Raw genomic sequence first — 25,082 nt, 5'->3', positions numbered from 1 at the left:
ATGGTCATGCAGCAGAGCCGCTCGGCGACCGTCACGGAGTCCGTCACGACGATGACGGATGCCGGGCCGGGCCCGCGCAAGAAGGTCCGGGACCGGCGTCCCGGCTGGCGGGCGAGCCTGAGCGGCTGGGGCTTCGTCGCACCAGCGACCCTCATCATCCTCGGCCTGTCGATCTTCCCGGCCGCCTGGGCGTTCATCCTGTCGCTGCAGAAATGGGACGGGTTCAGCGACGCGACCTTCGTGGGGGCGGACAACTACGCCAAGCTCGTCAGCGATGACGAGTTCTGGGGCGCGGTGTCGAACACCATCGGCTTCACCGTGCTGTTCGTTCCGGCGTCCGTCCTGCTCGGCCTGTTCCTGGCCGTGGCGCTCAACCGCAAGATCCGCTTCATCGGCCTGTACCGCACGGCCATCTTCGTGCCGTTCGTGGTCTCGGCCGCCTCGACGGGCATCCTGACGACCTACCTGTTCAGCCCCCAGTACGGCGTCGTCAACAACGTGCTGCGAGTGCTCGGGCTGCCGCAGCAGGGTTGGCTCGAGGATCCCGGGCAGGCCATGCTCGTCATCGCGATCATGTCGCTCTGGGGTCAGGCCGCGTTCACGACGGTCATCTACCTGGCCGCGCTGCAGGACATCCCCTCCGAGCTCATCGAGGCCGCCCGCATCGACGGAGCCAACCCATGGCAGGTGTTCTGGCGCGTGGTGTGGCCGCAGCTCGCCCCGGTGACCGTCTTCGTCGCCATCTGGCAGACCATCGGGGCCATCCAGCTGTTCGACCTGGTCTACACGACCACCCGCGGCGGCCCGTTGGATGCCACCAAGACCATCGTCTACTTCCTCTACGAGAAGGCGTTCAAGACCCTGCAGTTCGGCTACGGGTCGGCAGCGGCCTACGTGCTCTTCTTCGTCACCCTGCTCATCACGGTGGGCGTGGTCATCTACTCGCGCAAGCGCAACCTGGAGGCGTTCTGATGTCGACCGATCTCCTCAGCGAGGTGGTGACCTCCTCGGAGCAGGTGGCCGCCCGCCCCATCGCAGCCTCGAGACGTCGCCGGCGGCGGTTCAGCTGGTGGCACGTGGTGCTCATCCCGATCGCCCTGCTGTTCCTGCTGCCGTTCGTTCAGATGCTGCTGGCTTCACTGTCTCCCGCCAAGGAACTGGTCACGTTCCCGCCGCCGTTCGTGCCGTCGCACCTCACGCTGGACGGGTACAGTAAGCTGTTCACGCAGACGGATGTGCTGCTGTGGCTCGGCAACACCGTCATCGTCTCGGCAACCGCCATCGTCTCGAACATCGTGCTCTGCTCGCTCGCCGGTTACGGCTTCGCGCGGCTGAAGTTCGCCGGCCGCAGCTTCGGGTTCTTCATGATCCTCGCGACCATCATGATTCCGACGCAGCTGCTGATGATCCCGACCTACATCCTGTTCAGCAAGCTCGGCCTGCTCGATGGGCTGGGCGCGGCGATCGTGCCGTGGCTCGCGACGGCGTTCGGCATCTTCCTCATGCGCCAGTTCTTCCTGTCCCTTCCCGCCGAACTCGAGGAGGCCGGCCAGATCGACGGTTGCAACCGCTGGCAGGTGTTCTTCCGCATCGTGCTGCCGCTGGCCAGGCCCGCCATCGCCACCCTCGCGATCTTCACGCTCCTCGGCTCGTGGAACGACCTGGTCTGGCCGCTCATCGCCATCAACAACGACCAGGCGTTCACGCTGCAGCTCGGCATCGCGAACTTCCAGTCGACCCGACGCACGCAGTGGGACCTGCTGATGGCGGGCAACGTCATCGCGACGCTGCCGCTCATCCTGTTCTTCCTGGTCGCGCAGCGTCAGTTCATCGCCACCATGACCTTCTCGGGTCTGAAGGGATGACGGCGACGGATGCGGGCGCTCCCGGCGTGCGCGACGATGGTGACGTGCAGATGCCCCTCGATGTTCTCGTGGTCGGCGACGCGAACCCCGACCTGATCCTCCGCGGCGACGTGGTTCCGCGCTTCGGCCAGGTGGAACAGCTGCTCGACGGCGCAGAACTCGTGCTCGGCGGCAGCGCGTCCATCACGGCGGCGGGACTCGCACGGCTCGGGGTCCGGGTCGCGCTCGTCAGCGCCGTGGGCGACGATGTCTTCGGCGTCGAGACCCGCCGCCGCCTCGACCAGGCGGGCATCGACACCTCGGCGGTGCGACGGGACCCGCGCATTCCGACGGGCCTGTCCGTCATCCTGTCCACGGCCGGCGACCGCGCCATCCTCACCCTTCCCGGCACCATCCCGACGGTGGCCGCCGACGAGGTGCGCTCCGCAGTGCTGCGGCTGAAGCCGCGCCACGTGCACGTCGCGTCCTATTACCTGCAGCCCGGTCTGGCGGCTGAGCTACCGGAACTGCTCGGCTGGCTGCGCGAGCAGAAGGTGACGACGAGTCTCGACACCAATTGGGATCCCGCCGAGCTCTGGACGGGCATGGACGCCGTGCTGCCCACGCTCGACGTCCTCCTGCCGAACCGAGAGGAGCTGCGGGCGCTGGCCGCTGCGCTCGGCCACGCCGACGGGACGGATGAGTCGCTCGCGCAGCGGATCGCCGTCCGCGGCCCGCGCGTCGTGGTGAAGGCCGGCCGCGACGGAGGCTTCTCCGCCGGCGACGGCGACGTCGCGCGCGCAGCGGGACTCGAACTCGACGTCGTCGACACGACGGGAGCGGGCGACAGCTTCAACGCGGGCTACCTCGCCGCCTTCATCGGGGGGGTCGAGTCTGAAACGCAGCGGGTGCGCTGGGCGGCCGTGGCCGGCTCACTCTCGACCCGAGCGGCTGGCGGCACCGCCGCGCAGGCCACGCGCGCGGACCTCGAGGATGCCCGGTGATCCACTGCCTCGGCCTCTCTCCGGCCCTCGATGCGACCTACGGTGTGCCCGCCCTCACGGTCGGCGGCATCCACCGACCGACGCTCGCACTCAAGCTGGCGGGCGGCAAGGCGCTCAACGCCGCGCGAGCTCTCGCAACCCTCGGGCGCGACGTGCGCGCGATCGTGCCGCTCGGCGGCCGTACGGGCGACCTCGTCGCCGATCTGCTCGTGCCCACCGGCGTCGCGCTGGAACGCGTTCCGACCACGACGGAGACCCGGATGTGCGTCACCGTCACCGATGACGTCGAGCTCACCGAGTTCTACGAGAACGCGGCGCCGTTGGAAGCCGACGCGTGGCGTGGCATCCGCTCGGCCGTCGACGCGATCAACGAAGGCTGGCTGCTCGTCTCGGGAAGCGTGCCGGTCGGCGTTCCGGTCGACGAGCTCGTTCAGATGCTGACCGGCGCGACCGGCCGGGGCCTGCGCGTGGTCGTCGACGTCCACGGCGAGGCGCTCGACGCGATCGTCCGGGCCGGGGCCGCCTCGATCGTCAAGGTGAACCGCGCGGAGGCTGCAGCCGTCGCCGGAGCCGAGGCGCGCGCGCTCGCGGCCGGAGACCTCGCCGACGCGCTCGCCCAGTTCGGCGTCCCGATCGTCGTGGTCACCGACGGCGTGGACGGGTCCGTCGCCCGCGACGACGACGGATGCCGTTGGCGCGCACGGAGCGATGCCGCACCCGGCGCCTACGCCGTCGGCAGCGGCGACAGTTTCCTCGCCGGGCTGGTCGACGCACTCGAAGCGGGTGAGACCCTCGGCGCAGCTCTCGGCCGCGCATCCGCCACCGCCACCGCCAACGCCCGCCGCCCCGGCGCAGCCCTGTTCACGGAGGCCGACGCAGAGGACGCCTCGCGTTCCATCACGGTGACGGCAGAGTAGCCGACGCCCTACCGGGCGCGCACGCCTCGTGCAAGCGTGCGCATGGGCGCCGCGCGCTCGGTACTCTGGAGGACACCCGCCCGGCGCCGTGCGGCACCCTGTCGCCCATTGAAAGGCACCCATGCACACCTGGCCCGGATCGAGCTATCCGCTCGGAGCCACCTTCGACGGAAACGGCACGAACTTCGCCCTGTTCAGCGAGGCGGCCGAACGCGTCGAGCTGTGCCTCTTCGACGAGGCCGGCGTCGAGACCCGCGTCGAGTTCACCGACGTCGACGCCTTCATCTGGCACGCCTACCTGCCGCAGGTCGGACCGGGCCAGCGCTACGGCTACCGCGTCTACGGCGCGTACGACCCGAAGAACGGGCAGCGCGCCAACCCCAACAAGCTGCTGCTCGACCCGTATGTGAAGGCGACCGTCGGCGCGATCTCGTGGGATCAGTCCCTCTACAGCTACGACTTCGGCGACCCCGACTCCCGCAACGATGACGACTCGGCCGCCCACATGATGCTCGGCGTCGTCGTCAACCCGTTCTTCGACTGGGCAGGCGATCGTGCTCCGCGCACGCCGTACGCGTCATCCGTCATCTACGAGGCCCACGTCAAGGGGCTCACCGAGCTGCTGCCGGGCGTGCCCGAGGAGATGCGCGGCACCTACAGCGCCATCGGCCACCCCGCGGTCATCGACCACCTGCAGAAGCTCGGCGTAACCGCCATCGAGCTCATGCCTGTGCACCAGTTCGTCAACGACTCGACGCTGCAGGAGAAGGGCCTCTCCAACTACTGGGGCTACAACACCATCGCGTTCTTCGCGCCGCAGAACACGTATGCCTCGAGTGGCCAGCTCGGCCAGCAGGTGCAAGAGTTCAAGGGCATGGTGCGCTCCCTGCACGCCGCGGGCATCGAGGTCATCCTCGACGTCGTCTACAACCACACCGCGGAGGGCAACCACATGGGGCCCACCATCTCGTTCCGAGGCATCGACAACGCCGCGTACTACCGCCTCGTCGACGACGACAAGCGGTACTACATGGACTACACCGGCACGGGCAACTCGCTCAACGTCGGTCATCCGCATGCCCTGCAGCTCATCATGGACTCGCTGCGCTACTGGGTGCTCGAGATGCACGTCGACGGCTTCCGCTTCGACCTCGCCTCGACGCTGGCCCGCGAGTTCTATGACGTCGACAAGCTGTCGACCTTCTTCGAGCTCGTGCAGCAGGACCCGGTGGTCAGCCAGGTCAAGCTCATCGCCGAGCCATGGGACGTCGGCCCCGGCGGCTACCAGGTGGGCAACTTCCCTCCGCAGTGGACGGAGTGGAACGGCAAGTACCGCGACACGGTGCGCGACTTCTGGCGCGGCGAGGCGGCGACGCTCGGCGAGTTCGCCAGCAGGCTCACCGGCTCGTCCGACCTGTACGAGCACTCCGGACGTCGGCCGGTCGCGTCGATCAACTTCGTCACAGCCCACGACGGCTTCACCCTGCGCGACCTGGTCTCGTACAACGACAAGCACAACGACGCCAACGGCGAGGACAACAAGGACGGCGAATCGCACAACCGATCGTTGAACTTCGGGGTGGAGGGGCCGACGGATGATCCGGCCGTCAACACCCTGCGCTCGCGCCAGCAGCGCAACTTCATCGCGACGCTGATGCTCTCGCAGGGCGTTCCGATGCTGCTGCACGGCGACGAGCTCGGCCGCACCCAGCAGGGCAACAACAATACCTACGCGCAGGACAACGAACTGAGCTGGGTGCACTGGGACGCGGTCGACAAGCCGCTCGTCGAGTTCACCTCGGCGCTGGCCCGGCTGCGGGCGGACCATCCCACCTTCCGCCGCAGCCGCTTCTTCGACGGCCGGCCGGTGGAACGCGACGAGGGCGCTCCCCTGCCCGACATCGTCTGGCTGCGCCCCGACGGCACCGCGATGGGCCCGAGCGACTGGGACTCCGGCTTCGGCCGCTCGGTCGGCGTGTTCCTCAACGGCGACGGCATCCTCGGGCGCGATGCTCGGGGGGAGGAGATCACGGACAAGCACTTCATCCTGCTGTTCAACGCGGGCGACGCGCCCGTCGACTTCAACATCCCCTCCGACGAGTACTCGCCGAAGTGGGAGATCGTGGTCGACACCGCGGGCGTGAAGGCGGACTCGACACTCGTCGAGCCCGGCTCCTCCGTCGCCGTCGACGAGAAGTCGCTCATCGTGCTGCGTGCCCACGACGTGCCGGAGCCCGAGCCCGACCACTCGGTCGCCGCATCGCTGGCCGTGCTGGCCTCCTCGACCTCCGAGGAGAACACGGCGCCCGCGCCGCGCGGGAGCCTCTGACCATGCGCGTGCCGGTGTCGACCTACCGCCTGCAGATCCGGGTCGGCTTCACGCTCGACGATGCGGCGGAGTTGGTCGACTACCTGCGCGACCTCGGTGCCGACTGGGCCTACCTGTCCCCGTTGCTCGAGGCGGCGAGCGGGTCCGACCACGGCTACGACGTGATCGACCACAGCCGGGTCGACCCGAAGCGCGGCGGGCGGGATGGCCTCGACCGGTTCTCGGCGGCCGCCCGCGCCGCCGACCTGGGCGTGCTCGTCGACATCGTGCCGAACCACGTCGGGGTGGCGGATGCGGCGGCCAACGCGTGGTGGTGGGACCTGTTGCGCCTCGGCCGGGCGTCGCGCTACGCCGAGGCCTTCGACGTGGACTGGGCGTTCGGAGGCGACCGGGTGCGCATCCCCGTGCTCGGCGACACCATCGAGGAGGCCGCCGCGGCTGGAGAGCTCCGTGTGGTCGGGGACGAGCTGCACTACTTCGACAACCGCTTCCCGCTTGCGCCCGAGACGATCGGGCTTGCGGCATCCGGCGCATCCGCCCTCGAGGTGCACGCAGCACAGCACTACGAGCTGATGAACTGGCGGCGCGCCGATGCCGAGCTGAATTACCGCCGGTTCTTCGCGGTGAACTCACTCGCCGGCATCCGCGTCGAGGTGCCGTGGGTGTTCGACGAGAGCCACGTCGAGATCCTCCGCTGGCTGCGTGAGGGCATCGCCGACGGGCTGCGCGTCGACCACCCCGACGGGCTCGCCGACCCCGGAGGCTACCTCGACCGGCTCGCCGAGGGCACGGATGGGGCCTACGTGCTCGTCGAGAAGATCCTCGAGGGACCCGAGCGGCTGCCGTCCGCCTGGGCGACGGATGGCACGACGGGCTACGACGCGCTCGCCGAACTCGACCGGGTGTTCGTCGACCCCGCGGGGCAGGCCGGCCTCGACGCCCTCGACGCGTCGCTGCGAGGCGGACCGTCGCCGGTGTACGAGGAGCTCATCCACGACACCAAGCGAGGCGTCGCCGACGGCATCCTGCGCTCCGAGGTGCTACGGCTGGAACGGATGCTGCCGACTCCCGTCGACGGCGCGGCCGACGCGATCGCGGAACTGCTGACCTGCTTCCCGGTCTACCGCTCCTACCTCCCCCTCGGCGCCGAGGAGCTCGCGGCCGCCGACGCCCTCGCCCGTGAGCACCGACCCGACCTCGCCGCGGCGCTCGACGTGATCGTGCCGCAACTCGCCGAACCCGACGCTGCGATCGCCATCCGTTTCCAGCAGACCACCGGCATGGTGATGGCCAAGGGCGTCGAGGACACCGCGTTCTACCGCTACACCCGGCTCGGTTCGCTCACCGAGGTGGGCGCCGACCCCGCCGAGTTCGCCATCACGGTCGACGAGTTCCACGAGCGCGCGGCCCGGCGCCAGGCCTCATGGCCCGCTTCGATGACGACGCTCTCCACGCACGACACCAAGCGCGGAGAAGACGTGCGGGCGCGCCTGAACGTGCTCGCCGAGGTGCCCGACGAATGGGCCGGCGTGCTCGGCGAGCTGCGCAGCATCGCCTCGACCGGCGACGGCCCATTCGACACGCTCATCTGGCAGGCGATCATCGGGGCGTGGCCCGCCTCCCGCGAGCGCTTGCACGCCTACGTCGAGAAGGCCGCTCGCGAGGCCGGCGACTCGACGACATGGACCGACCCCGACGTCGCCTTCGAGGAGCGGATGCACGCGCTCGTCGACGCGGCGTTCGACGACGAGCGAGCCGCCGCCCTGGTGGGGGCATTCGTCGAGCGCATCGCTCCGGCCGGCTGGTCGAACGCCCTCGGCGCCAAGCTCCTCCAACTCATCGGCCCGGGCGTGCCCGACGTCTACCAGGGCAGCGAGCTGTGGGAGACGAGCCTGGTCGACCCCGACAACCGGCGCGCGGTCGACTTCGGCGAACGGCGACGGATGCTGGCCACCCTCGGCGCGGGAGCACTGCCGGCCATCGACGCGTCCGGCGGCGCGAAGCTGCTGGTCACCTCGCGGGCGCTGCGACTGCGCCGCGACCGGCCCGAGCTGTTCACGCGGTACACCCCCTTCTCCGTCGTCGGTCCTGCTGCCGGGCACGCCATCGCGTTCGATCGCGGCGGAGCGCTGGCCGTGGCGACGCGCCTGCCGGTGGCGCTCGCCGCACGCGGAGACGACCCGTGGGCGGACACCGAGCTGCTGCGACACGCTGGACCCGTCGTAGACGTCATAACCGGGCGTCGCTTCGAGGGGGGTGCCCTCTCGCTGAGAGAGCTGCTCGCGGACTACCCGGTTGCGCTTCTCGTCACGGTCGACGCCTCGCCGGTCGACTCCTCGCCGGTCGACTCCTCGCCGGTCGACTCCGAGGAGTCGGTGGTGCTGGTTCCCCCGGAGCAGTCGTGAGGCCCCGGGTGTGGGCACCGCTCGCCTCGAGCGTCGCCCTGCGGGTGGGCGGAGCGTCCGTCGACCAGCCCATGCAGCCGTCGGAAGGTGGCTGGTGGAGAGCCGATGTTCACCTCGAAGTCGACACCGCCTACGGATTCGTGCTCGACGGGACAGCCCTGGACGGAACAGAGCCGGCCCTCCCCGACCCCCGCTCGCGCCGCCAGCCGGATGGCGTGCACGGGCTGAGCGCCGTGTTCGACGCGCACGAGTTCGAATGGACCGACGCCGACTGGCCGGGCCGCGAGCTCGACGGCAGCGTGATCTACGAGCTGCACATCGGCACCTTCACGCCCGACGGCACGCTCGACTCCGCCATCGAGCGACTCGATCACCTCGTCGACCTCGGCATCGACCTCGTCGAGGTACTGCCGGTCAACGACTTCAACGGCGTCTGGAACTGGGGCTACGACGGCGTGCTCTGGTACGCCGTCCACGAGGCGTACGGCGGGCCGGCCGCCTATCAGCGCTTCGTCGACGCCGCCCACGCGCGCGGGCTCGGAGTCGTCCAGGACGTGGTCTACAACCACCTCGGGCCGAGCGGCAACTACCTGCCGCGCTTCGGCCCCTACCTGCACACGGAGAGCAGCAACACGTGGGGGTCATCCGTCAACGTCGAAGACGCCGATGTGCGCCGCTACATCCTCGACAACGCGGCGATGTGGTTCGAGGACTACCACGTCGACGGCCTCCGGCTCGATGCCGTCCACGCCATCGTCGACACGTCGCCCGTGCACATCCTCGAAGACCTCGGAGCTCAGACGGATGAGCGATCCGCCGCACTCGGCCGGCCGCTCACGCTCATCGCCGAGTCCGACCTCAACGATCCGAAGCTCATCACCCCTCGTCCCACCGGCTACGGACTGACGGCTCAGTGGGACGACGACTGGCATCACGCGGTGCACGTCGCGTTAACCGGCGAGACCAGTGGCTACTACGAGGACTTCGCCTCCCTCGGCGCGCTCGCCAAGGTGTCGACGGTCGGCTTCTTCCACGATGGAACATTCTCGACGTTCCGCGGGCGCGACCACGGCTTCCCCGTGCCGCGCGATCTGCCGACCTGGCGCTTCGTCACTTTCGCCCAGGACCACGACCAGATCGGAAACCGAGCGGCCGGCGACCGGCTCTCGCAGAGCCTCAGCCCCGACCGGCTGGCCGTCGCGGCCGTGCTCACCCTGACCGCGCCCTTCACCCCCATGCTGTTCATGGGCGAGGAATGGGGCGCCTCGACGCCGTGGCAGTTCTTCACCTCGCATCCCGAGGCCGACCTCGGGCTCGCGGTGGCCGAGGGACGCATCACCGAGTTCGCCCGGATGGGATGGGATCCCGCCCTCGTCCCCAACCCCCAGAACCCGGCGACATTCCAGCACTCCAAGCTCGACTGGGCCGAGCTCGACGGGTCGGAACACGCCCGCCTGCGGGACCTCTACCGCACCCTCATCGCGTTGCGGCGCGAGCGACCCGAGCTGACCGATGCGTCCTTCTCCGAGGTAGCCGCGTCGTACGACGACGACGCGCACTGGTTCCGACTCGATCGGGGCGGACTCTCGGTCGTCGCCAACCTCGGCGCGGCGCCGATCGCCGTGGAGTGCGGCACCGCATCCGTCGTGCTGCTGGCGACGGATGCCGGAGGCGCCCCCGAGACCTCGCCCCGAGACGGCGCCGCAGTTCTCGTTCGCGTCGATCTCACGGCGGCGCCGAACGCCACGCCCACCACCGACGGCCCTCGGCGCTCCTTCTCGCTCCCGCCCGACTCGGCCGTCATCATCGAACGCGCCTGAACCCGCCTGTCCCGATGGGGATTCTGCGACCGCTATTCGTCCTGCGCGGCCGAGTGACGCGAACGGCATCGCGCGTGTGCACGTCGAATAATGGCGAGAGACCTACTCGGCCCTTCCGCCGGAAAAGTTCTACGGCTCGGAGGCGCTGGAGATACGCCTCGCGATGTGGACGACCATCCTCGCTCTGGACCCGGTGCCGGGAACTGTCGTTGTCGCAGAACGCGACGCGAGATTAGGGGCTTCGCGTTCGCATGGTCGGAGTTTTCGCCCCTTCACCTTGCATCACATCGCGCGGGACTTACGTACATGTCCACCCCACCGCTCTTCTGAGCTCCGGTACTGACTCCGTAGCGAGCGATGAGGGGCCGGCTACGGGAGTCCCAAAGATGGTCAGATGTCTGCATCATCGTCCGATAAGCGGCGCGGTTGTCCTCAATGAACGGGGCCGGACCAGCCGTCGGGTCCGGCTGCGGCCAGTAGCCTCTCATGCTCGGACGCGTCCTGCCGCCGCCATCCGTAGTTCTCTGCCACTACGTAGGATTCGCCGCCGTTGATATCCCGAGCGCGGGTCTCGCCCATCCCATCGGCACCCACTTCCTCGTCGATCCAGATGAGTAATTGGTCAACCCACCCTGTCGCGTTGTCCGGCGCCGCGTACAACCAGTATTGAGGCGAGCCCGACGATGGCAACGGAACGACGATTCGAGCATGCTGTCCGGCGCGCTGCTCAAGAGCGAGGTCCACGGCTCCGAGCAGGACACGGATATCGGTGATCCTGAAATCAAACGCGTCTCGCTCCACATAAGACGGCCGTGACCTATCGGTCTCATGGAGAGCCGAAGCTATCTGCTCGTCAGAGATCACGGTCTATCATCTCGGGCCCAGCTTCTGGCGGTCCAGTCCCTTCGGCTAGACGCGACGTCGGCAAGCGGATGCCTGCGGCTGGATGGGCACCGCTGGGTAGGGTTGGCTTATGCAGGACGGACGTGCTTGGCCGTGGTGGGCAATCTCACGGTTTGAGGGCGGGATGATCCTGATGGCGCTCGGCGTCCTGGGCCTGCTGGTCTCGGTTGGCGTGCGGCACTACGGGCTGTCGTTGGTGAGCGTCGTGATGCTTGCGATCATCGGAATCGTTGTTCCCGCGGTGATTGTCGTGATGGTCATGTCGCGTAGATGGGTGACGCGCTACGGCGTGAAGGGTCTAGTTCACCGCTAACGAACAAGGGTTGTGACCTGCCCGACGATCGGCCACCGCGAACGCTGAGGGATCTAGTTTCGGCGCCAGTGCATCAGCCTTCGGGGGCACCGCATTGCGAGGCGGCAGCGGCCATCCCTAGCGCTCATGGTCGCAGGCGAGCACAATTCGCCTATGACCATGGGTACCGAAGGCAGGGGGCCAGAAGGTCGGGAGAAATCATTAGCCGAGATTGCTCTTGCCAAGCTTGATCCGCAGACACGTCGCAGACTTGAGGTTGCTGCTGAGCCGAAGACGCGATTCCGTCGGTTCTTCGGCGCGCCGCGAGTCCTGTGGGCCTCGAGCATGGTGATCGTGGCGCTGGTATGGATCGCGTTGGGACTGTTTCGGCTTGTCGAGGAATCGAGGTCGGGAGCAGCCTGGTTTTGGATCGCGCTAGGGGCATTAGAGCTTCTTGTGTCCGTTCCGGCCCTCGCCGTCGCGGCGCAAGATAAACGCAACAAGCGGGGCTTCTACCGGAACCACCGGTAGACATCGGGTTGCGCGCATGGTCACCGACCGTCGAGAGGGTCCTTCGGCTGCGGCGAGGGCGCCCAGCGGAGGGCGGGTTTTGACTTCGGCCTGTTCCCGGCGGGTGACTCCCCGCTCCGGGGCCGAGGCGTGATCAGGGTGGGTCCGAGTCAACCTCACAGCTTAGAGTCGTCGCGTGGTCCAACTCATCTGGATCGTCTGTCACGACGAAAGCCCGCACAACACTGTTTTGGGTGTGTTCGCCACCCAAGAGGAGGCGGCAGCCGTGGCAGAGGAGGTAGGTCCGCGATTCGAGAATGGCGCGATCTATTTCGGTTGGCAAATTGGACAACGATACTACGAAGGGACCCGGTTCTTGATCTATCGGCCGACGGACTGACGATGGCTCGATGCGACTTCGCTCGGATGCGCCACCGAGGGGTCGGCTATCGAACTTTTGTGGGATGAGTCGGCTCGCGTGAGGGCATCCGTGGTTGGATCGTGCTGTGGATTCGACGGCGCCCGTAGATGATCTCGCCATCGCTCAACGACGCGCCGAGAACCTCGCCTCGCACGGAGGTACGGTCGTTAGCTTCTCGCAGCAAGCGGCTGCCGCCGGGTTGTCGGTTTTGTGGGCCGTCATGGTCGCGACGAGGACCTCTAGTCCCGGCAACCTCGCGTGGCTTCTTCTCGCCGGGGCGGGGACCGCAATCTGCGTCCTCAGCTGGGTCCGGGCGCGACTCGCTAGGACCCTGCTCCCCTACAGGGTCGAAGAACCAGAGCGCCCCCTGGTGGTTCTCCGGAAGAAGCAACGCGTTGAGATTGCAAAGCAGATTCGCGGCCAGGAGAGCACAACACCACTGACTGCCCCTCTTGTTCGAGGGATACTTCTGTGGCAGCGCCGCTCGACCCGCATTGCACTGCCGACCCTCATCGGGATGGGTCTGGGTCTGATCGGGCTGGGCGGGTCCACGATTCAGACCGGCCAGGTGTGGTCCTTCGCGGTCTTCGGGGCCGAACTCGCAGCGGTCTTCATCATCGCGGTAGTCGCCGTCGTGGAAGCTTGTCGTCGTCATCGTGTGTTGACCACCATTGAGGCCTCATACCAAGCAGACTCCTAGGCCACTGAGGGATGAGCTATTGGACGTCTCGTTTGCAGCGAATGGGTCGCGTTCGAGAAGACTGTTGCGGCTCGGCGTCAGAGCGGCTTGACCCAGCGCCGCCACTCCGGTTGAGGCGAGAATCCCGACGTCGCCCAGATGGCCTGACCTAACGAGTTGTCCGCCAGGACCATCGCGTCCAGGCGTGTGGCTCCCCAGCGGACGAGCCTTTTCTCGGCGCGCTCGAGCAGTGCTCGTCCGATGCCTCGTCGACGCTCGCCGGGATCGACCGCCAGTCGGTAGAGGTGGTAGCGCCAGCCATCAAAGCCGGCGATCACTGTTCCGACGACGCGCCCGTCGCGCTCGGCGACGATGAGAGCCTCTGCATCCCGGTCGAGCAACCGTTCCACGGCCTCTCGCGTGTCCGTCGGGCGGCCGGAGTTCTCAGCAGCGATCGACCAGAACCGCAGCAGCACGTCGGCGTCATCCGCCCGTCCGGTGCGGAACAGGAGTTCATCCACACGTCCATACTGGCGCAGCCACGCACGGTGGAACGGAACGACAGTCTTGCCTATTTAAGCCTTCCGCCACGTCGACGGAGTGAACGCACGGGAGGCGATGCTCTTGCAGGGGCGACGGGCACGGGCGCGGCTCGCGGCCGTGTAGTTGCATCGAGTCAGCGGCGACCGTGAGGCCCCGTCGAAGCCAGAGACGCGACGAGACCGGCGGATACGACGAACGACACCGCGGCTATGGAGGCCGCGATTGAAGCGGCTAGGTGCATCCGTTCGATGTCGGCTATCGACGGCTGGCCCCACGAGTTGGTCACCAGCACGATCAACACTGGAACGATCGTCCATCCAGCGAACGCGAGCCACAGACCTCTAATGCGTCGCGTACGACCATTTGAGGCATCGGGCGAGATGAAGGTGGTCACGCCGGTCATCATCGCGACCTCAAGCTTCCGAGCGCAACACATCTGGTGCGCTGAGGGACCGGCTTACGGACGCGGGACCGGTCGTTTTCATTCCCTCGACAGCCACGGAATGATCAGTCGTTAGCCTGCCGGGGAAATTGGACGCCCATTCCTATGAATCTCTTCGTCGGTCCCGTGATGGTTGTCGTTGGCATCCTCACCGCCAGAAACCGGGTGAGCCTGTTCAAATGGTCGGTGAGTCAGCAGCCCGATTTGTTCGGCGACAATGTGGGTGACGCACAACAGCGAGCGTCCTCGCCCTCTTGGATGGGGTTCGGAGGGGTTGGTCCGTCGGCTGCCGGCGGCCCCCTCTTGTTCTGATCTCGTTACGGGTAGTCAGCGTCGGCGCGAGGCGCTTCCGGCGCGGTGAGCGCTTCCCGCAACCGCGTGCTGAGTCCGGGTGGCACGTCAACTTCGACGTTCAGCGCGTGGAGGGCGCGGCTGTAGTAGTTGCGTGCCGATGCGGCGAGCGCGATGTCGACGATCTCACGATCGGTGAAGCCGACCGAACGCAGGCGGAGAGTGTCGTCGTCCGTCATGGAGGCCGAGCCGGCGGTGCTCAGCCTCGCGGCGAAGTCCATCAACTCCACCTCGGCGTCGCTCAGGCCGGCGTCGTGGTGATCACGCGCAATGCGCTCGAGCTGGTCCTCGTCGAAGAGGCTGAGGGACTTGCGTCCGTGGGCGAGGCGGCACGCGTTGGAGCCGATCGCCTTCGCGGCGGCGAGCGTCACCAGCTCGTACCGTCGCGCCCCCAGTCCCGACGAGATCGCGCCGATGAGCGCCTCGTACGCTCGCACCGCGTCCGGGTTGGTGGCCATCACCCGCGTGTGAGCGGGTACGTAACCCAGATCTTCGAGGTCTTCCTCGTACAGTTGGGCGGTGAGCCCGGTCACCTCGTCAGGGTCCGCTGTTCGGATGATCGACATGGCGTTTCCTTCTCTCTGCTTCCCCCGATCATTCCTTCCGATCCGCGCACCCGCTAGGGGGTAAATACCCGCATGCGATGTGTTGGAGGTGTCGCCCCAGCTAGCTAGAGTTCTGGTGATGGGCGAACGAACCCGGGTTGAACTCGGCCGCCGCGAAGATCTCGGCGCTGATTGCGCGAACTGCTTCGGGCTGTGTTGTGTCGCGTTGGCGTTCGCCAAGTCGGCAGACTTTCCGTTCGACAAGGCCGCCGGGGAGCCGTGTGAAAACCTCGCCAGCGATGATGCGTGCCGGATTCATCCACATCTGCGCGATCGCGGTTTCAAGGGCTGCACGGTCTTCGACTGTTTCGGGGCTGGGCAGAAGGTCTCCCGACTCACCTTCTCAGGGCGCTCCTGGCGCGAAGACCCGCGAACCCGGACCGCGATGTTCTCCACCTTCCCGATCGTGCGACGGCTTCATGAGCTGCTCTGGTACGTGGACGAGGCGATCACGATGGTCCAGACGAGTCGTGACGCGACGCCATGGTTGGTGGCATTCGAGCGAATTCAGCAGCTCAGCGACCGGGACGCTGATGATCTTGGGGGTTTGGACGTGGATGCCGAGTACGACGCCGTGCGCGACCTGCTGGTGGAGGCGAGCGGGATCGCACGCGCCGGTCACGAGGGCCGGGAGAGCAAGCGTGGCGGTCATCCGCTGGAGCCTGGCAGCGATCTGATCGGGGCCCAGTTGGCAGGCATGGACCTGAGGGGGCTGAGCATTCGCGGAAGCGTCGCAATCGGCGCTGACTTCTCTGACGCGAAGATGCAGCTCTGCGATGTCCTCGGCGTGGACATGCGGGACGCCGACCTGGGCGGGGCCGACTTAGGCACCGCGATCTACCTCACCCAGATGCAGGTCAACAGCGCTCGCGGTGACTCTCGCACCGCTCTGCCCGACGGCTTCGATCGGCCGTCGCACTGGTGAGGTCCTCCAGTGTGAGATCGGCGTAGGCCTGCCCGCAGAAGCTGTGCGCGGCGCCGAACTCGCCATCGAGCCCTCCCGCCAAAACCACGCACACGAACCCGTTACTCGACCGTCCGATGAAGCGGGTTCTCCGTCGGGCGCACCCCGCCGTCGCAGTGTGGGATGGACTATCGGGAGCACGCTCGGAGAGAGCGAGCTCCACTCAGATAGCGCCGGGCTCCTGCATCCGGGATCTGAGCACATCGAATTCGCATCCCGGCTCATCCGGATTGAAGCCGTGTTCGATCAGCCAGTGCGACGCGACCAGGCTCCGCAGTGACCGCCAGGCGCGGATGACGTCCCGATCCACGTCGGAACCGTAACCGGCGAGGAGATCATCGAGGCATTCCTCGTGGCCGAGGGTCAAGATGGCGAGATCGAACATGGCGTCACCGGGGGCGGCTTCAGACCAGTCGATGACTCCGGTGACTTCGTCGCCGTCGACGAACACGTGGGTGATCTGCAGGTCCCCGTGGATGAACACCGGCTTCCACGGCCGGAGCGCAACCTCGGCGATCTCACGGTTGCGGCGAATCACCTCAGTGGGCAGAACCTGGTTGGCGAATAGCCACTCGCACTCTCTGTCCAGCTCCGCCGTCACGTCGTCGAGCGATCGTCCCGGCCACGGCGGAACGGGCGCTTCGTGGAGGCTCCGGATGGCGGCGCCCGCCGCGGCCCATGCCGCCGGCGACGCGGACGACGGTTCCCCCAGCAGACCCAGAGCTGTGCCCGGCGCGGCTGCGATCGCGAGGACCGGCGGCTCGCACCAGAGGATCGCCGGAGTCGGAACCGGCGCCATCGCCATCGCTCGCACCTCGATGTCAGCATGTGCCGGGTCGCCGTCGACCTTCAGGAACACGTCGCCAACGCGCAATGTCGCGCGCTGGCTGTGAGCGACGACGATCTGGACCTCTTCCACACTCACCATCCTCATGGAACGGCCGGCGGAACGGACACCCCCATCCGTCATCGCGACCACATCTCTACCCGAAATGTCCTCCCGCGTCGATCGAGCTGGACGCTCAGCGTCGCGAATACGCAGCTGTCAGGCCCACAACCACCGCAGCGCGTCCGGCAGAAGGACGCCTCCGTGGTTCGGGCTGTGCCCTCCGTCGCCCGTCACCAGTCTGAATTCATAGCCGGCGCGCGCGAGTGCCGCTGCAGTCTCAAGGCTCTCGGCGAACCAGTTGTCGTCGCGGGAATTCCAGTTCAGGTCTCTGTGCGCAGCGTGGAGGAGGACGCGGAGAGGCTTGATCGACTCGCTGGCGATGAGGGCCGGATAGGGGTTGCCCTCGGGCATCTGGGCGAAGCTGGCGTTGAGAGCGATCACCCGTCCGATCCCGTCGGGGCGCGTCCACGCCGCCGTCAACGCTGCATTGCCTCCGCTGCTGCCGCCGCAGATCCCGCGCATCATCGGGTCGCTCGAGATGGCGAACCGCGATTCGACCCGAGGCAGTACTTCATGGAGGAGGAAGTTCGCGTAGCGGTCATCGAACGCGTCGTATTCGGCGTTGCGATGCTTTGTGGGCGCGCCGTCGACATCGACGACTCCTGGGTCGACGAAGACGCCGATCATCTGCGGCACCTCGCGTGTGGCCGCTAGATTGTCGAGGACCGTGCCGCCCCGCACCTCTCCGTCGGGGTCCAGATACCACCAGCCGTCGTTGAAGAACATCACTGCACTCTTCTGCGACGGTGAGTAACCGGCTGACCGGTGAACCCAGACCGTGCGGCTCGTGCCAGGAAACTGGTCGCTTGCGTCGATGGAGAACTCTTCCACGATGCCCGGCTCGACTCCCTCCCGGAGCTCGGAGTCGGGACCGTACTCGTAGGTGACGTCAGCCTGCGAGACCGGCAGCGAGACGAACGGCAACGTGGTGACCACACGTCGACACTACCGAGGGCACGCTGGCTCGTCGCTGAACGGGCGCCTCGACGATGAGAGCGGCCCACGCCGTCAGATGGCCCGCCTCAGGAGCAAGGAGTCGCCGTGCACATCGTCGGGTTCCACTTCGCCCGTGTTGACGAACCCCAACTTCTCCAGCACCCGCAGCGACGCGTCGTTCCATTCGCGAACGGTGGAAGCGAGAGACGGATAGCCCAGCGCGTCTGCTCGTTCGAGGATCACCCGAGACGCCTCGGTCGCAAAACCCTGGCCCCAGAAGGCATGCAGGAACTCATACGCCAGCTCTGGCTCGTCGGCACGACCAGCGCTGTAGGGAATCAGCCCGCAATAGCCCATGACCTCCCCCGACGTCTTTCGCTCCACCACAAGCAAGCCCGGCGCCGGGACCGCCTCGTACGCCTGAATCCATTTCTCCAACTCGGACAACGTGGGGTGGCCGTCAAGTGTGATGCGACGATGCGCGGGTACACGCGGGTCACGCTCCGACCAGAGTTGGCGGTGGAAGGAGGCATCCGTGATGCGCCATGGCCGCAACAGCAGGCGCGCAGTCTGCAGAACGGATGCATCGTCATGATCCATAGGGGAAGTATGGCGGCGCCTGCGCTCACGAGCGATCGCTGGACGGCGCCCCGGCCGTACTCCCCAGCGTGAGCGGGCGGATGCTGGCAGCATGTCACCTGTGAACTGGCATCCGCGAGATGATGATCCGGCCACCGACACGCTAGCTGCGTACGAGCAGCATGCCGGGCAGTACATCGAGCACACCGATACCGCCCCCAGCCCCGGCGGATAACGCTGGCCGCTCGTCACCCCGATCCCGTCTGTTAGGTCATCGGCTACCGCCATTCGGTGCGTCGGCCAAGAACCTGTGGAGTTCGTCCGTTTCGGCGAAGACGTTCTGAAAGATCCGGTAGAGCGTCTCGGATCTCTCGACCGGTCCGATTGCATAACACGGCTTGCCCAGACCGTATGCAATACCGGCTTCGACGTGCGCAGCTGCTCCGGCAGGCAGAACGAGTAGGAATTGCCTTGCCGAGCGCAAAGCCTCGAGGTCCTGCTCGAATAAGTCCTGGACGCCGGGATCATCCAGCCTCACCTCATCGGCACCCCCAGGTGCGGCCAGAACCGCGGCGCCCTGCGGGTACTTCGCACGGATGAAGCAATAGGCGCTTGCCCCGACGTCATCGAGAACGGCGACCACGTCAGCGATTGCGTCGCGATTTCGCCAGCTGCCCGCCACGAAGTAGTCAGTCATGGTTCCGACGCTAGGCCCTCCGTCTCACGGACTCACGACGGGCGCGTGGGGGCTCATCCTTTGGCAAGTCCGCGAGAGCCGGCTGATCAGGCACGAGAGCGGCATCAATTTGCCAACCGTGTCGATCTCCGGTGAAACCCGTTCGTCGTCCAAGCAGAAGTCACCTCTCAAGCGAAGGACTGCCATGAAGAATTCGATCGACCCCTCCTGGAGCGGCATCCGCGAGGGCTGCGAGAAGACCCTCGACCGGATCGTGGGCGTTTTCGGGATCTGGATCGTGCAGAAGTATCCCGAGCAGCCGAACAGCATCCAGAACCGGCTGGCAGCGGATGCGGGAATGGGGAACCCAGCGGGCCGTCTAGTAGTCCGGGAAGTTGATCAACCGGGCGGCGATCGTGAAGAGGACTGGCCCGAACGCGAGCAGTATGCCGGGAAGGACGATTCCGGCGATGGCGTAGATCCGACCATCCCCTCTCAGATCCGCCCAATGGATGAGCGCGTGGATGTCGAGCACGAGGGCGACGATCGAGAGAATCGTGGCCATGCCTATTCCCAGCCATCCGAAGACCCAGCGCGAGTCCTGGGCGTGCCAGCCGGGAGCGAAATTCATCGCTGCGCCCAGCAGAGTGCAGACGATCACTACGCCGTAAGCCGCCACCGAAACCCAGAATCCCGTGAGCGCGAGTCGGTCGTATAGAGATCGGCCGGCGCCGGTGCTCGTGCTCGCTACGCCTTGAGGCATCACACTTCAGGTTAGCGAGGGCGTCAGGCGTTGCGTTCTGCGCTGTGTCGTGGATTCGATCCGGTCCGGCGGAACCGCCAGTCCGAACAAGCCGAGCACGGCGTATGCGAACCGCTGACAGTTCGCCCCTTCCTCCAGCGCGGGAAGCGGCGTGGCCTGCGGATGGCAGCGATCGTCATACGGCGCCGTGATGACCCACTGCGGCCAGCCACCTGGCGGGGTGCAGTCGGCGAGCTGGCTCAGTGCAATGGTCACTTCGCAATTGCATCACGTGCGATCGCGGCGCGGCGTCCGGACTCCCGGTCTGAATAGGCTCTCAGGTGTGTTGATCTGGATAAACGGTGCGTTCGGGGCGGGCAAGACGCAGACCGCCTTCGAGCTCGAGCGTCGGCTGTCGAACGCTCACGTCGCCGATCCCGAGCTGCTGGGCTTCGCGTTGCACCGCATGCAACCACCGGCAACTCGGCGGGATTTCCAGGACCTCCCCCAATGGCGGTCAGCCGTCGTCGACACTCTGCAGCAAGCTGAGGCGGCGCACTCCGGCCCTGTCCTCGTCCCGATGACGATCGTGGACGACGACTACTTCGACGAGATCATCGGAGGTCTCCGTTCGCGCGGCGTCGACCTGCGGCATTATGCCCTCATCGCCAGCCCGCAAGCCTTGCGAGGCCGGCTGCGTAACAGGGTCGCGCTCGTGCCCGGCGGACTACGCCGAGAAACGTGGGCGCTCGAGCAGCTCTCCCGGTGCGTCGCCGCGCTCGCGCAAGCGAGGTACGCCACCCACATCGATACCGAACACCTCAGTACCAACGACGTCGTGGAGCAGATCGCCGCTGACGCGGGCCTCACCTTCACCGCGCCCAGACTCGCCCCCTGGCAGTTTCAACTGCGCCGCCTGCACGTCGGCCTGCGGCACATACGGTGAGCCACATCCCGACGTTCATGCGCTGAGGGAGTAACTCACGCTGCCTCGACCTGATGGACGGTCGCCCGTCGGGAGACCGAACCCGCGACAACGGTGCCGACCTCGACCGACGAGATAGATTGCGCGGAGGCGACGCGGGAGGTGAGCCGATGGAGGAGATCGTGGTTGCGGCACTGGTCCGGGGCGATCAGGTGCTTCTGGGCCACCGAGACCCGCGCCGTCAGTCGTACCCAGACGTGTGGGACCTCATCGGCGGACACGTGGAGCCCGGAGAGACACCGGACCAGGCGATACGACGGGAGTGCAGGGAGGAGATCCGTGTCACCATCCGAGATCCCCGTCCCGTCGAGCTGGACGTCGGCGATCCGGAGTTGCGCGCTCAGGCCTTCATCGTCACCCGCTGGGATGGTGAGCCGATCAACGCTGAACCGGATGAGCACGACGCGCTGAGGTGGCTCCGGGCGCACGAGCTCGTGGACCTTCGGGTCGCTCACCCGACATACGCACGATGGCTCCCGGCCGTGATCAGAGCCGCCCGACACGGATGACCTCCTGCTCGAACACCGCTGGCCAGCGATGTACAAGTACGAGGGTGTACATTACTTGACGTGTCAACTATCTCTCGTGGCCTGAGCCCATCGCAGCTGCACGCCTGGCAGCGGTTCCTGCAGGTGAACACGGATGCCCGGCGCGCCGTCGGCCGCGACCTCACCGAGCAGTCGGGCCTTACCGAGAGCGACTACACGATCCTGCTGCATCTCGCTGGCCAGGACGCCTGCATCCGGGCGACGAGCCTTGCCGAGGCCATCGAGTGGGAGCCCAGTCGCCTCTCGCACCAGTTGAGACGGCTCGAGGCGCGCGGCTACATCCGCCGCAGCGCCGACGACGGGGACGGTCGCGCTTCGCTCGTCATCATCACGGATGCCGGCCGCACGGCGATGCGCGACGCCGGCGGCCCCCACCTCTCCTCCGTGGCCGAGTGGTTCTTCGAGCCGCTCGACGACGCGGATGTCGCGGCGCTCACGCGCATCCTCGACACGGTCCGCGGCCACATCCGCCATCGCTCCGGCATCGAGATCAGCCCCGACTGCCCCTGCGTCGCGGACCCGAACATGACCGCGACCACCACCCCGACCACTCCCGAACCCCGGAACCGAGACCCATGCCCGACTACGGACACGACCTGCGCTTCGGCGCGTTCATCACCCCGAACACGGAGGGGGCCGATCGCATCCTCGCCCTCACGCGGCACGCCGAACAGCTCGGCTTCGACTACGCGACGTTCCAGGATCACCCCTACCAACCGGCGTTCTTCGACACGTGGACGCTCATGACGTGGCTCGCCGCCCGCACCGAGCGCATCGCGATCGCGCCGAACGTGCTCAACCTGCCTCTGCGTCAGCCCGCCGTCGTGGCCCGCAGCGCCGCGAGCCTCGACATCCTCTCGGGCGGCCGGTTCGAACTGGGCCTGGGCGCCGGTGGCTTCTGGGATGCCATCGCGGCCGTCGGCGGCGAGCGCCTCACACCCGGGCAGGCGGTCGACGCCCTCAGCCAGGGCATCGACGTCATCCGCGGCATCTGGGATGTCGACGACCGTCATCCCCTCCGCGCCGGCGGCGAGTACCACCACGTCGATGGAGCCAAACGCGGCCCGCGCGCTCCGCACGACATCGGCATCTGGGTCGGCGCGCTCAAGCCCCGTATGCTGCGCCTCGTCGGCGAGAAGGCGGACGGCTGGCTGCCGAGCCTGGGCTACCTGCAGCCCGGCGAGACGCGCACCTCCAACCTGCGCATCGACGACGCCGCGACGGATGCCGGCCGCGACCCGCGCGAGATCCGTCGGCTGCTCAACGTGGGCGGTCGCTTCCAGTCGAGCTCAGCCGGGGCTTTCCAGGGTCCGCCGTCGGACTGGGTGGAGCAGTTGCTGCCGCTCGTGCTCGAGAACGGCTTCTCGACGTTCATCCTCGCGGGCGACGACCCCGACGCGATGTCGCAGTTCATGGCCGAGGTCGCCCCCGAGCTGCGAGAGCGGGTCGCCGCGGAACGCGACTCCACCGGAACCGCGACAGGAGGGCGCATCCGCTCGGCGAGCGCACTGGCGAAGCGCACGACCGCCATCGATTACGACGCCCTGCCCGCCTCGCTCGCGGCCGAGGCCGTCGAGCCCGGTGACTCCGCGTATGGGCGCGTTCGTCACACGTACTCGTACGCCGGCGCGCCCGGACTCGTGCTGCGCCCCGGCAACGCCGACGAGGTCGCCGATGCACTCGCTTTCGCGCGGTCGCAGCCGGTGCCGCTCGCCATCCGTTCGGGAGGCCACGGCATCAGCGGTCGGGCCACCAACGACGGGGGTATCGTCATCGACCTTCGACGGATGAACCGTGTGAGCGTGCTCGACGCCGACAGCGGACTCGTCCGCATCGAGGCCGGCGCGCGCTGGAGCGAGGTCGCCGCCGTGCTGCAGGCCGACGGCCTCGCGATCAGCTCGGGCGACACCGGCTCCGTCGGCGTCGGCGGATTGGCGACCACGGGCGGAATCGGCTTCCTCGGCCGGCAGTTCGGCCTCACCATCGACCACGTCGTCGCGGCTGAGCTCGTACTGGCCGACGGGACCGCGGTTCGAGTCGACGCCCAGCACGACCCCGAGCTGTTCTGGGCCGTCCGCGGCGCCGGCGCCAACATGGGCGTGGTCACCGCGCTCGACCTCGAGGCATCCCGCGTCGGCAACGTCGTCAAGGCGCAACTGGTCTACGACGCGACGGATGCCCCCGCGCTCCTCGAGAGCTGGGCGCGGCTCGTCGAGCAGTCGCCGCGCGAGCTCACGAGCTTCCTCACCTTCTTCCCGCGGCAGGCCGGCCAGCCTCAACTCGCCCTCGCCATGACCGTCATCGCTAACGACGATGTGCCGACGGCCGAGCGGCTGCTCACTCCCTTCCTCGAGCTGGCTCCGCTGCTGCAGCAGGAGGCATCCGTCACCACCTACTCCGCCGTGATGGCCGCCGCTGAGGGGGTGCACGAGGGCATGGGCATGTCGGACTCGCGCAGCGGCCTGATCGACCACGTCACGCCCGAGCTCGCCGCCTCCATCGGCGCGCTGATGACCTCGGGCGATGCGCAGTGGCTGCAGCTGCGCGCCGTCGGCGGCGCGGTCAACGACGTGCCGGCGGATGCGACCGCCTACGCCCACCGCCACCAGAACTTCTCCGTCATCGCCGGAGCACTCGGGGGCAGCGTCGCGGCACTCGATGATCGCTGGGCGCTCATCGAGCCGTCGCTGGACGGCATGTACCTCTCCTTCGAGACGCGCCGGACCGAGCACGTGCTCGAACAGGCCTTCCCGCCCGAGACCCTCGCCCGACTGCGCCGCGTCAAGGCGCGGGTGGACCCGGCGGGGGTGTTCGATCAGAACTTCGACCTCGCTCCGCGGCCAGCTTCCGCTCCCGCATCGCCAGGAACAGCGGAAAGGTGAACGCGAACGCCGTGAGCGCCGAACCGACGACGTAGAGCCAGCCCCGGCGCATCCCGAGCCGACGGGCCTCGATGATGATGAGGATGCTGCCCGCCACGGCGGCGACCAGCAGGTCGGTCGTGAGCGACGAGATCGCCGGGCCTCCTGCGAACCAGTCGCCGAAGAAGTTCCGGTGCTGGAGTACGGCAAGCACGTTGTAGATCGCCGTGCCCACCAGGCCGACGATGCTGAGCACGAGGTACACGAGAGCGAGGGGCGTCCATCCACGGGTCATGCGCCCAGTCTGGTGCCGGGCCGGGCGCCCGCGATACTAAAGCGTGCCCATCACGCCAGCCGACGACGCCCGCTGCCCCTGCCTGAGCGGGCTGACCTTTGGCGAGTGCTGCGGTCCGTTGCTGCGTGGGGAACGGATGGCGCCCACGGCACTCCAACTGATGCGCTCCCGCTTCACCGCGTTCGCCGCCGGCGACGCCCGCTACCTGCTCGCCACGGCGCATCCGTCGACCCGTCCGCCACGTCTCGACCTCGACGACGACCAGCGCTGGTACCGCCTCGACATCCTCGGTACGAGCGCCGGCGGCCCCCTCGACACCACGGGAACGGTGGAGTTCATCGCCTACTTCCGAGGGCCTCAAGGCCGCGGCGAACTGCGCGAGCTCAGCCGGTTCGTCCGCGAGGACGGTCGCTGGTTCTACCTCGAGGACGCGGGCTGACCCATGCTCGCACCGCACCCGTCGCCGGGCGCAGCAGGGTACG

Annotated in this window: 26 protein-coding genes and 1 pseudogene; 16 read left to right on the top strand and 11 right to left on the bottom strand. The window is 67.5% G+C overall.

What is annotated here, in order from left to right:
- The first annotated feature begins 6 nt into the window (after positions 1-6).
- From E6C70_RS09310 to treZ, 7 genes are all read left to right on the top strand, one after another.
- Positions 7-972 carry a carbohydrate ABC transporter permease gene (locus E6C70_RS09310; protein WP_235833367.1) on the top strand — a complete coding sequence of 322 codons (966 nt, stop codon included), beginning with the start codon at positions 7-9 and terminating at the stop codon, positions 970-972.
- Positions 972-1,865 carry a carbohydrate ABC transporter permease gene (locus E6C70_RS09305; RefSeq protein ID WP_136424251.1) on the top strand — a complete coding sequence of 298 codons (894 nt, stop codon included), beginning with the start codon at positions 972-974 and terminating at the stop codon, positions 1,863-1,865. Before E6C70_RS09310 ends, E6C70_RS09305 begins: the two co-directional genes overlap by 1 nt.
- Positions 1,862-2,848, top strand: coding sequence for a carbohydrate kinase family protein (locus tag E6C70_RS09300; protein WP_235833366.1), 987 nt, complete (start codon positions 1,862-1,864; stop codon positions 2,846-2,848). The genes E6C70_RS09305 and E6C70_RS09300 overlap by 4 nt, the downstream gene beginning before the upstream one ends.
- A complete protein-coding gene (locus E6C70_RS09295; RefSeq protein ID WP_168770900.1) occupies positions 2,845-3,765 on the top strand; it encodes a 1-phosphofructokinase family hexose kinase in 921 nt (306 codons plus the stop codon). Before E6C70_RS09300 ends, E6C70_RS09295 begins: the two co-directional genes overlap by 4 nt.
- Before the next feature lie 121 nt (positions 3,766-3,886).
- Positions 3,887-6,094: a glycogen debranching protein GlgX gene (gene glgX, locus E6C70_RS09290; RefSeq protein WP_136424249.1), complete on the top strand. Its 2,208-nt coding sequence runs from the start codon at positions 3,887-3,889 to the stop codon at positions 6,092-6,094.
- 2 nt (positions 6,095-6,096) lie between these two features.
- Entirely contained in the window at positions 6,097-8,499 is a 2,403-nt protein-coding gene (treY, locus tag E6C70_RS16855) for a malto-oligosyltrehalose synthase (protein ID WP_207670082.1), read from the top strand.
- Positions 8,496-10,319 (top strand): malto-oligosyltrehalose trehalohydrolase, encoded by a 1,824-nt coding sequence (gene treZ / locus E6C70_RS09280; RefSeq protein WP_207670081.1) that lies wholly within the window; start codon positions 8,496-8,498, stop codon positions 10,317-10,319. The genes treY and treZ overlap by 4 nt, the downstream gene beginning before the upstream one ends.
- Before the next feature lie 432 nt (positions 10,320-10,751).
- Here treZ and E6C70_RS09275 read toward each other — a convergent pair whose 3' ends face one another.
- A complete protein-coding gene (locus E6C70_RS09275) occupies positions 10,752-11,183 on the bottom strand; it encodes a hypothetical protein (RefSeq protein WP_136424246.1) in 432 nt (143 codons plus the stop codon).
- Positions 11,184-11,292: 109 nt separating this feature from the next.
- Here E6C70_RS09275 and E6C70_RS09270 point away from each other — a divergent pair, with 109 nt between their 5' ends.
- The 3 genes from E6C70_RS09270 to E6C70_RS09260 all read left to right on the top strand — a co-directional run bounded on the left by E6C70_RS09270 (position 11,293) and on the right by E6C70_RS09260 (position 12,424).
- Positions 11,293-11,535, top strand: a complete 243-nt coding sequence (locus E6C70_RS09270) for a hypothetical protein (protein ID WP_136424245.1) — start codon at positions 11,293-11,295, stop codon at positions 11,533-11,535.
- 153 nt (positions 11,536-11,688) lie between these two features.
- On the top strand, positions 11,689-12,045 hold the full coding sequence (locus E6C70_RS09265) for a hypothetical protein (protein WP_136424244.1): 357 nt from the start codon (positions 11,689-11,691) through the stop codon (positions 12,043-12,045).
- A 175-nt stretch (positions 12,046-12,220) separates the two neighbouring features.
- A complete protein-coding gene (locus E6C70_RS09260; RefSeq protein WP_168770899.1) occupies positions 12,221-12,424 on the top strand; it encodes a hypothetical protein in 204 nt (67 codons plus the stop codon).
- Between the two features lie 798 nt (positions 12,425-13,222).
- Here E6C70_RS09260 and E6C70_RS09255 read toward each other — a convergent pair.
- The 3 genes from E6C70_RS09255 to E6C70_RS09245 form a co-directional block, all read right to left on the bottom strand.
- Positions 13,223-13,663 (bottom strand): GNAT family N-acetyltransferase, encoded by a 441-nt coding sequence (locus E6C70_RS09255; protein WP_136424243.1) that lies wholly within the window; start codon positions 13,661-13,663, stop codon positions 13,223-13,225.
- 137 nt (positions 13,664-13,800) lie between these two features.
- Positions 13,801-14,061, bottom strand: a complete 261-nt coding sequence (locus E6C70_RS09250) for a hypothetical protein (RefSeq protein WP_136424242.1) — start codon at positions 14,059-14,061, stop codon at positions 13,801-13,803.
- A gap of 365 nt (positions 14,062-14,426) precedes the next feature.
- Positions 14,427-15,026 carry a carboxymuconolactone decarboxylase family protein gene (locus E6C70_RS09245; RefSeq protein WP_136424241.1) on the bottom strand — a complete coding sequence of 200 codons (600 nt, stop codon included), beginning with the start codon at positions 15,024-15,026 and terminating at the stop codon, positions 14,427-14,429.
- A gap of 118 nt (positions 15,027-15,144) precedes the next feature.
- Between E6C70_RS09245 and E6C70_RS09240 the strand changes: the two genes are divergently transcribed.
- The gene (locus E6C70_RS09240; RefSeq protein ID WP_136424240.1) at positions 15,145-15,990 is read left to right on the top strand and encodes a pentapeptide repeat-containing protein; all 846 of its coding nucleotides are present in this window, start codon (positions 15,145-15,147) and stop codon (positions 15,988-15,990) included.
- 202 nt (positions 15,991-16,192) lie between these two features.
- Here the strand turns inward: E6C70_RS09240 and E6C70_RS09235 are convergent, their stop codons facing one another.
- The 6 genes from E6C70_RS09235 to E6C70_RS09210 all read right to left on the bottom strand — a co-directional run bounded on the left by E6C70_RS09235 (position 16,193) and on the right by E6C70_RS09210 (position 20,187).
- A complete protein-coding gene (locus tag E6C70_RS09235) occupies positions 16,193-16,957 on the bottom strand; it encodes a phosphotransferase family protein (protein ID WP_207670092.1) in 765 nt (254 codons plus the stop codon).
- Positions 16,958-17,074: 117 nt separating this feature from the next.
- Positions 17,075-17,914, bottom strand: a complete 840-nt coding sequence (locus E6C70_RS09230) for an alpha/beta hydrolase (RefSeq protein WP_136424238.1) — start codon at positions 17,912-17,914, stop codon at positions 17,075-17,077.
- 72 nt (positions 17,915-17,986) lie between these two features.
- Positions 17,987-18,514, bottom strand: coding sequence for a GNAT family N-acetyltransferase (locus E6C70_RS09225; RefSeq protein WP_136424237.1), 528 nt, complete (start codon positions 18,512-18,514; stop codon positions 17,987-17,989).
- Between the two features lie 250 nt (positions 18,515-18,764).
- Entirely contained in the window at positions 18,765-19,190 is a 426-nt protein-coding gene (locus E6C70_RS09220) for a hypothetical protein (RefSeq protein WP_136424236.1), read from the bottom strand.
- Positions 19,191-19,548: 358 nt separating this feature from the next.
- Positions 19,549-19,800, bottom strand: coding sequence for a hypothetical protein (locus tag E6C70_RS09215; RefSeq protein WP_136424235.1), 252 nt, complete (start codon positions 19,798-19,800; stop codon positions 19,549-19,551).
- 138 nt (positions 19,801-19,938) lie between these two features.
- The gene (locus E6C70_RS09210; protein ID WP_136424234.1) at positions 19,939-20,187 is read right to left on the bottom strand and encodes a hypothetical protein; all 249 of its coding nucleotides are present in this window, start codon (positions 20,185-20,187) and stop codon (positions 19,939-19,941) included.
- Positions 20,188-20,254: 67 nt separating this feature from the next.
- Between E6C70_RS09210 and E6C70_RS09205 the strand changes: the two genes are divergently transcribed.
- From E6C70_RS09205 to E6C70_RS09190, 4 genes and pseudogenes are all read left to right on the top strand, one after another.
- Complete coding sequence (locus E6C70_RS09205) at positions 20,255-20,857, top strand: AAA family ATPase (RefSeq protein ID WP_136424233.1); 603 nt, start codon at positions 20,255-20,257, stop codon at positions 20,855-20,857.
- A gap of 149 nt (positions 20,858-21,006) precedes the next feature.
- Positions 21,007-21,405, top strand: a complete 399-nt coding sequence (locus tag E6C70_RS09200; RefSeq protein ID WP_136424232.1) for an NUDIX domain-containing protein — start codon at positions 21,007-21,009, stop codon at positions 21,403-21,405.
- Between the two features lie 60 nt (positions 21,406-21,465).
- A pseudogene (locus E6C70_RS17310) lies at positions 21,466-21,699 on the top strand (hypothetical protein); the annotation flags it as partial.
- Positions 21,700-22,019: 320 nt separating this feature from the next.
- Positions 22,020-24,326, top strand: coding sequence for an LLM class flavin-dependent oxidoreductase (locus tag E6C70_RS09190; RefSeq protein WP_136424231.1), 2,307 nt, complete (start codon positions 22,020-22,022; stop codon positions 24,324-24,326).
- On the opposite strand, the gene E6C70_RS09185 is transcribed toward E6C70_RS09190, so the two are convergent.
- Positions 24,226-24,600 (bottom strand): DUF2834 domain-containing protein, encoded by a 375-nt coding sequence (locus E6C70_RS09185; protein ID WP_136424230.1) that lies wholly within the window; start codon positions 24,598-24,600, stop codon positions 24,226-24,228. The two genes, E6C70_RS09190 and E6C70_RS09185, sit on opposite strands and share 101 nt — an antisense overlap.
- A 43-nt stretch (positions 24,601-24,643) precedes the next feature.
- Between E6C70_RS09185 and E6C70_RS09180 the strand changes: the two genes are divergently transcribed.
- Entirely contained in the window at positions 24,644-25,039 is a 396-nt protein-coding gene (locus E6C70_RS09180; protein WP_136424229.1) for a YchJ family protein, read from the top strand.
- Positions 25,040-25,082 lie beyond the last annotated feature (43 nt).

The sequence above is a fragment of the Orlajensenia flava genome (assembly GCF_004801905.1).
In the GTDB taxonomy this organism is placed as follows: domain Bacteria; phylum Actinomycetota; class Actinomycetes; order Actinomycetales; family Microbacteriaceae; genus Orlajensenia; species Orlajensenia flava.
The sequence above is the reverse complement of the archived record's forward strand: the minus strand, read 5'-3'. Positions and strand labels throughout refer to the sequence as shown.

Bases quoted from the DNA above. Each gene is read 5' to 3' on its own strand.
- E6C70_RS09310 (WP_235833367.1), top strand. From the start codon at position 7: ATGCAGCAGAGCCGCTCGGCGACCGTCACGGAGTCCGTCACGACGATG.
- E6C70_RS09305 (WP_136424251.1), top strand. From the start codon at position 972: ATGTCGACCGATCTCCTCAGCGAGGTGGTGACCTCCTCGGAGCAGGTG.
- E6C70_RS09300 (WP_235833366.1), top strand. From the start codon at position 1,862: ATGACGGCGACGGATGCGGGCGCTCCCGGCGTGCGCGACGATGGTGAC.
- glgX (WP_136424249.1), top strand. From the start codon at position 3,887: ATGCACACCTGGCCCGGATCGAGCTATCCGCTCGGAGCCACCTTCGAC.
- treY (WP_207670082.1), top strand. From the start codon at position 6,097: ATGCGCGTGCCGGTGTCGACCTACCGCCTGCAGATCCGGGTCGGCTTC.
- E6C70_RS09270 (WP_136424245.1), top strand. From the start codon at position 11,293: ATGCAGGACGGACGTGCTTGGCCGTGGTGGGCAATCTCACGGTTTGAG.
- E6C70_RS09265 (WP_136424244.1), top strand. From the start codon at position 11,689: ATGACCATGGGTACCGAAGGCAGGGGGCCAGAAGGTCGGGAGAAATCA.
- E6C70_RS09245 (WP_136424241.1), bottom strand. From the start codon at position 15,026: ATGTCGATCATCCGAACAGCGGACCCTGACGAGGTGACCGGGCTCACC.
- E6C70_RS09240 (WP_136424240.1), top strand. From the start codon at position 15,145: ATGGGCGAACGAACCCGGGTTGAACTCGGCCGCCGCGAAGATCTCGGC.
- E6C70_RS09235 (WP_207670092.1), bottom strand. From the start codon at position 16,957: ATGGTGAGTGTGGAAGAGGTCCAGATCGTCGTCGCTCACAGCCAGCGC.
- E6C70_RS09225 (WP_136424237.1), bottom strand. From the start codon at position 18,514: ATGGATCATGACGATGCATCCGTTCTGCAGACTGCGCGCCTGCTGTTG.
- E6C70_RS09220 (WP_136424236.1), bottom strand. From the start codon at position 19,190: ATGACTGACTACTTCGTGGCGGGCAGCTGGCGAAATCGCGACGCAATC.
- E6C70_RS09215 (WP_136424235.1), bottom strand. From the start codon at position 19,800: ATGAATTTCGCTCCCGGCTGGCACGCCCAGGACTCGCGCTGGGTCTTC.
- E6C70_RS09200 (WP_136424232.1), top strand. From the start codon at position 21,007: ATGGAGGAGATCGTGGTTGCGGCACTGGTCCGGGGCGATCAGGTGCTT.
- E6C70_RS09190 (WP_136424231.1), top strand. From the start codon at position 22,020: ATGCCCGACTACGGACACGACCTGCGCTTCGGCGCGTTCATCACCCCG.
- E6C70_RS09185 (WP_136424230.1), bottom strand. From the start codon at position 24,600: ATGACCCGTGGATGGACGCCCCTCGCTCTCGTGTACCTCGTGCTCAGC.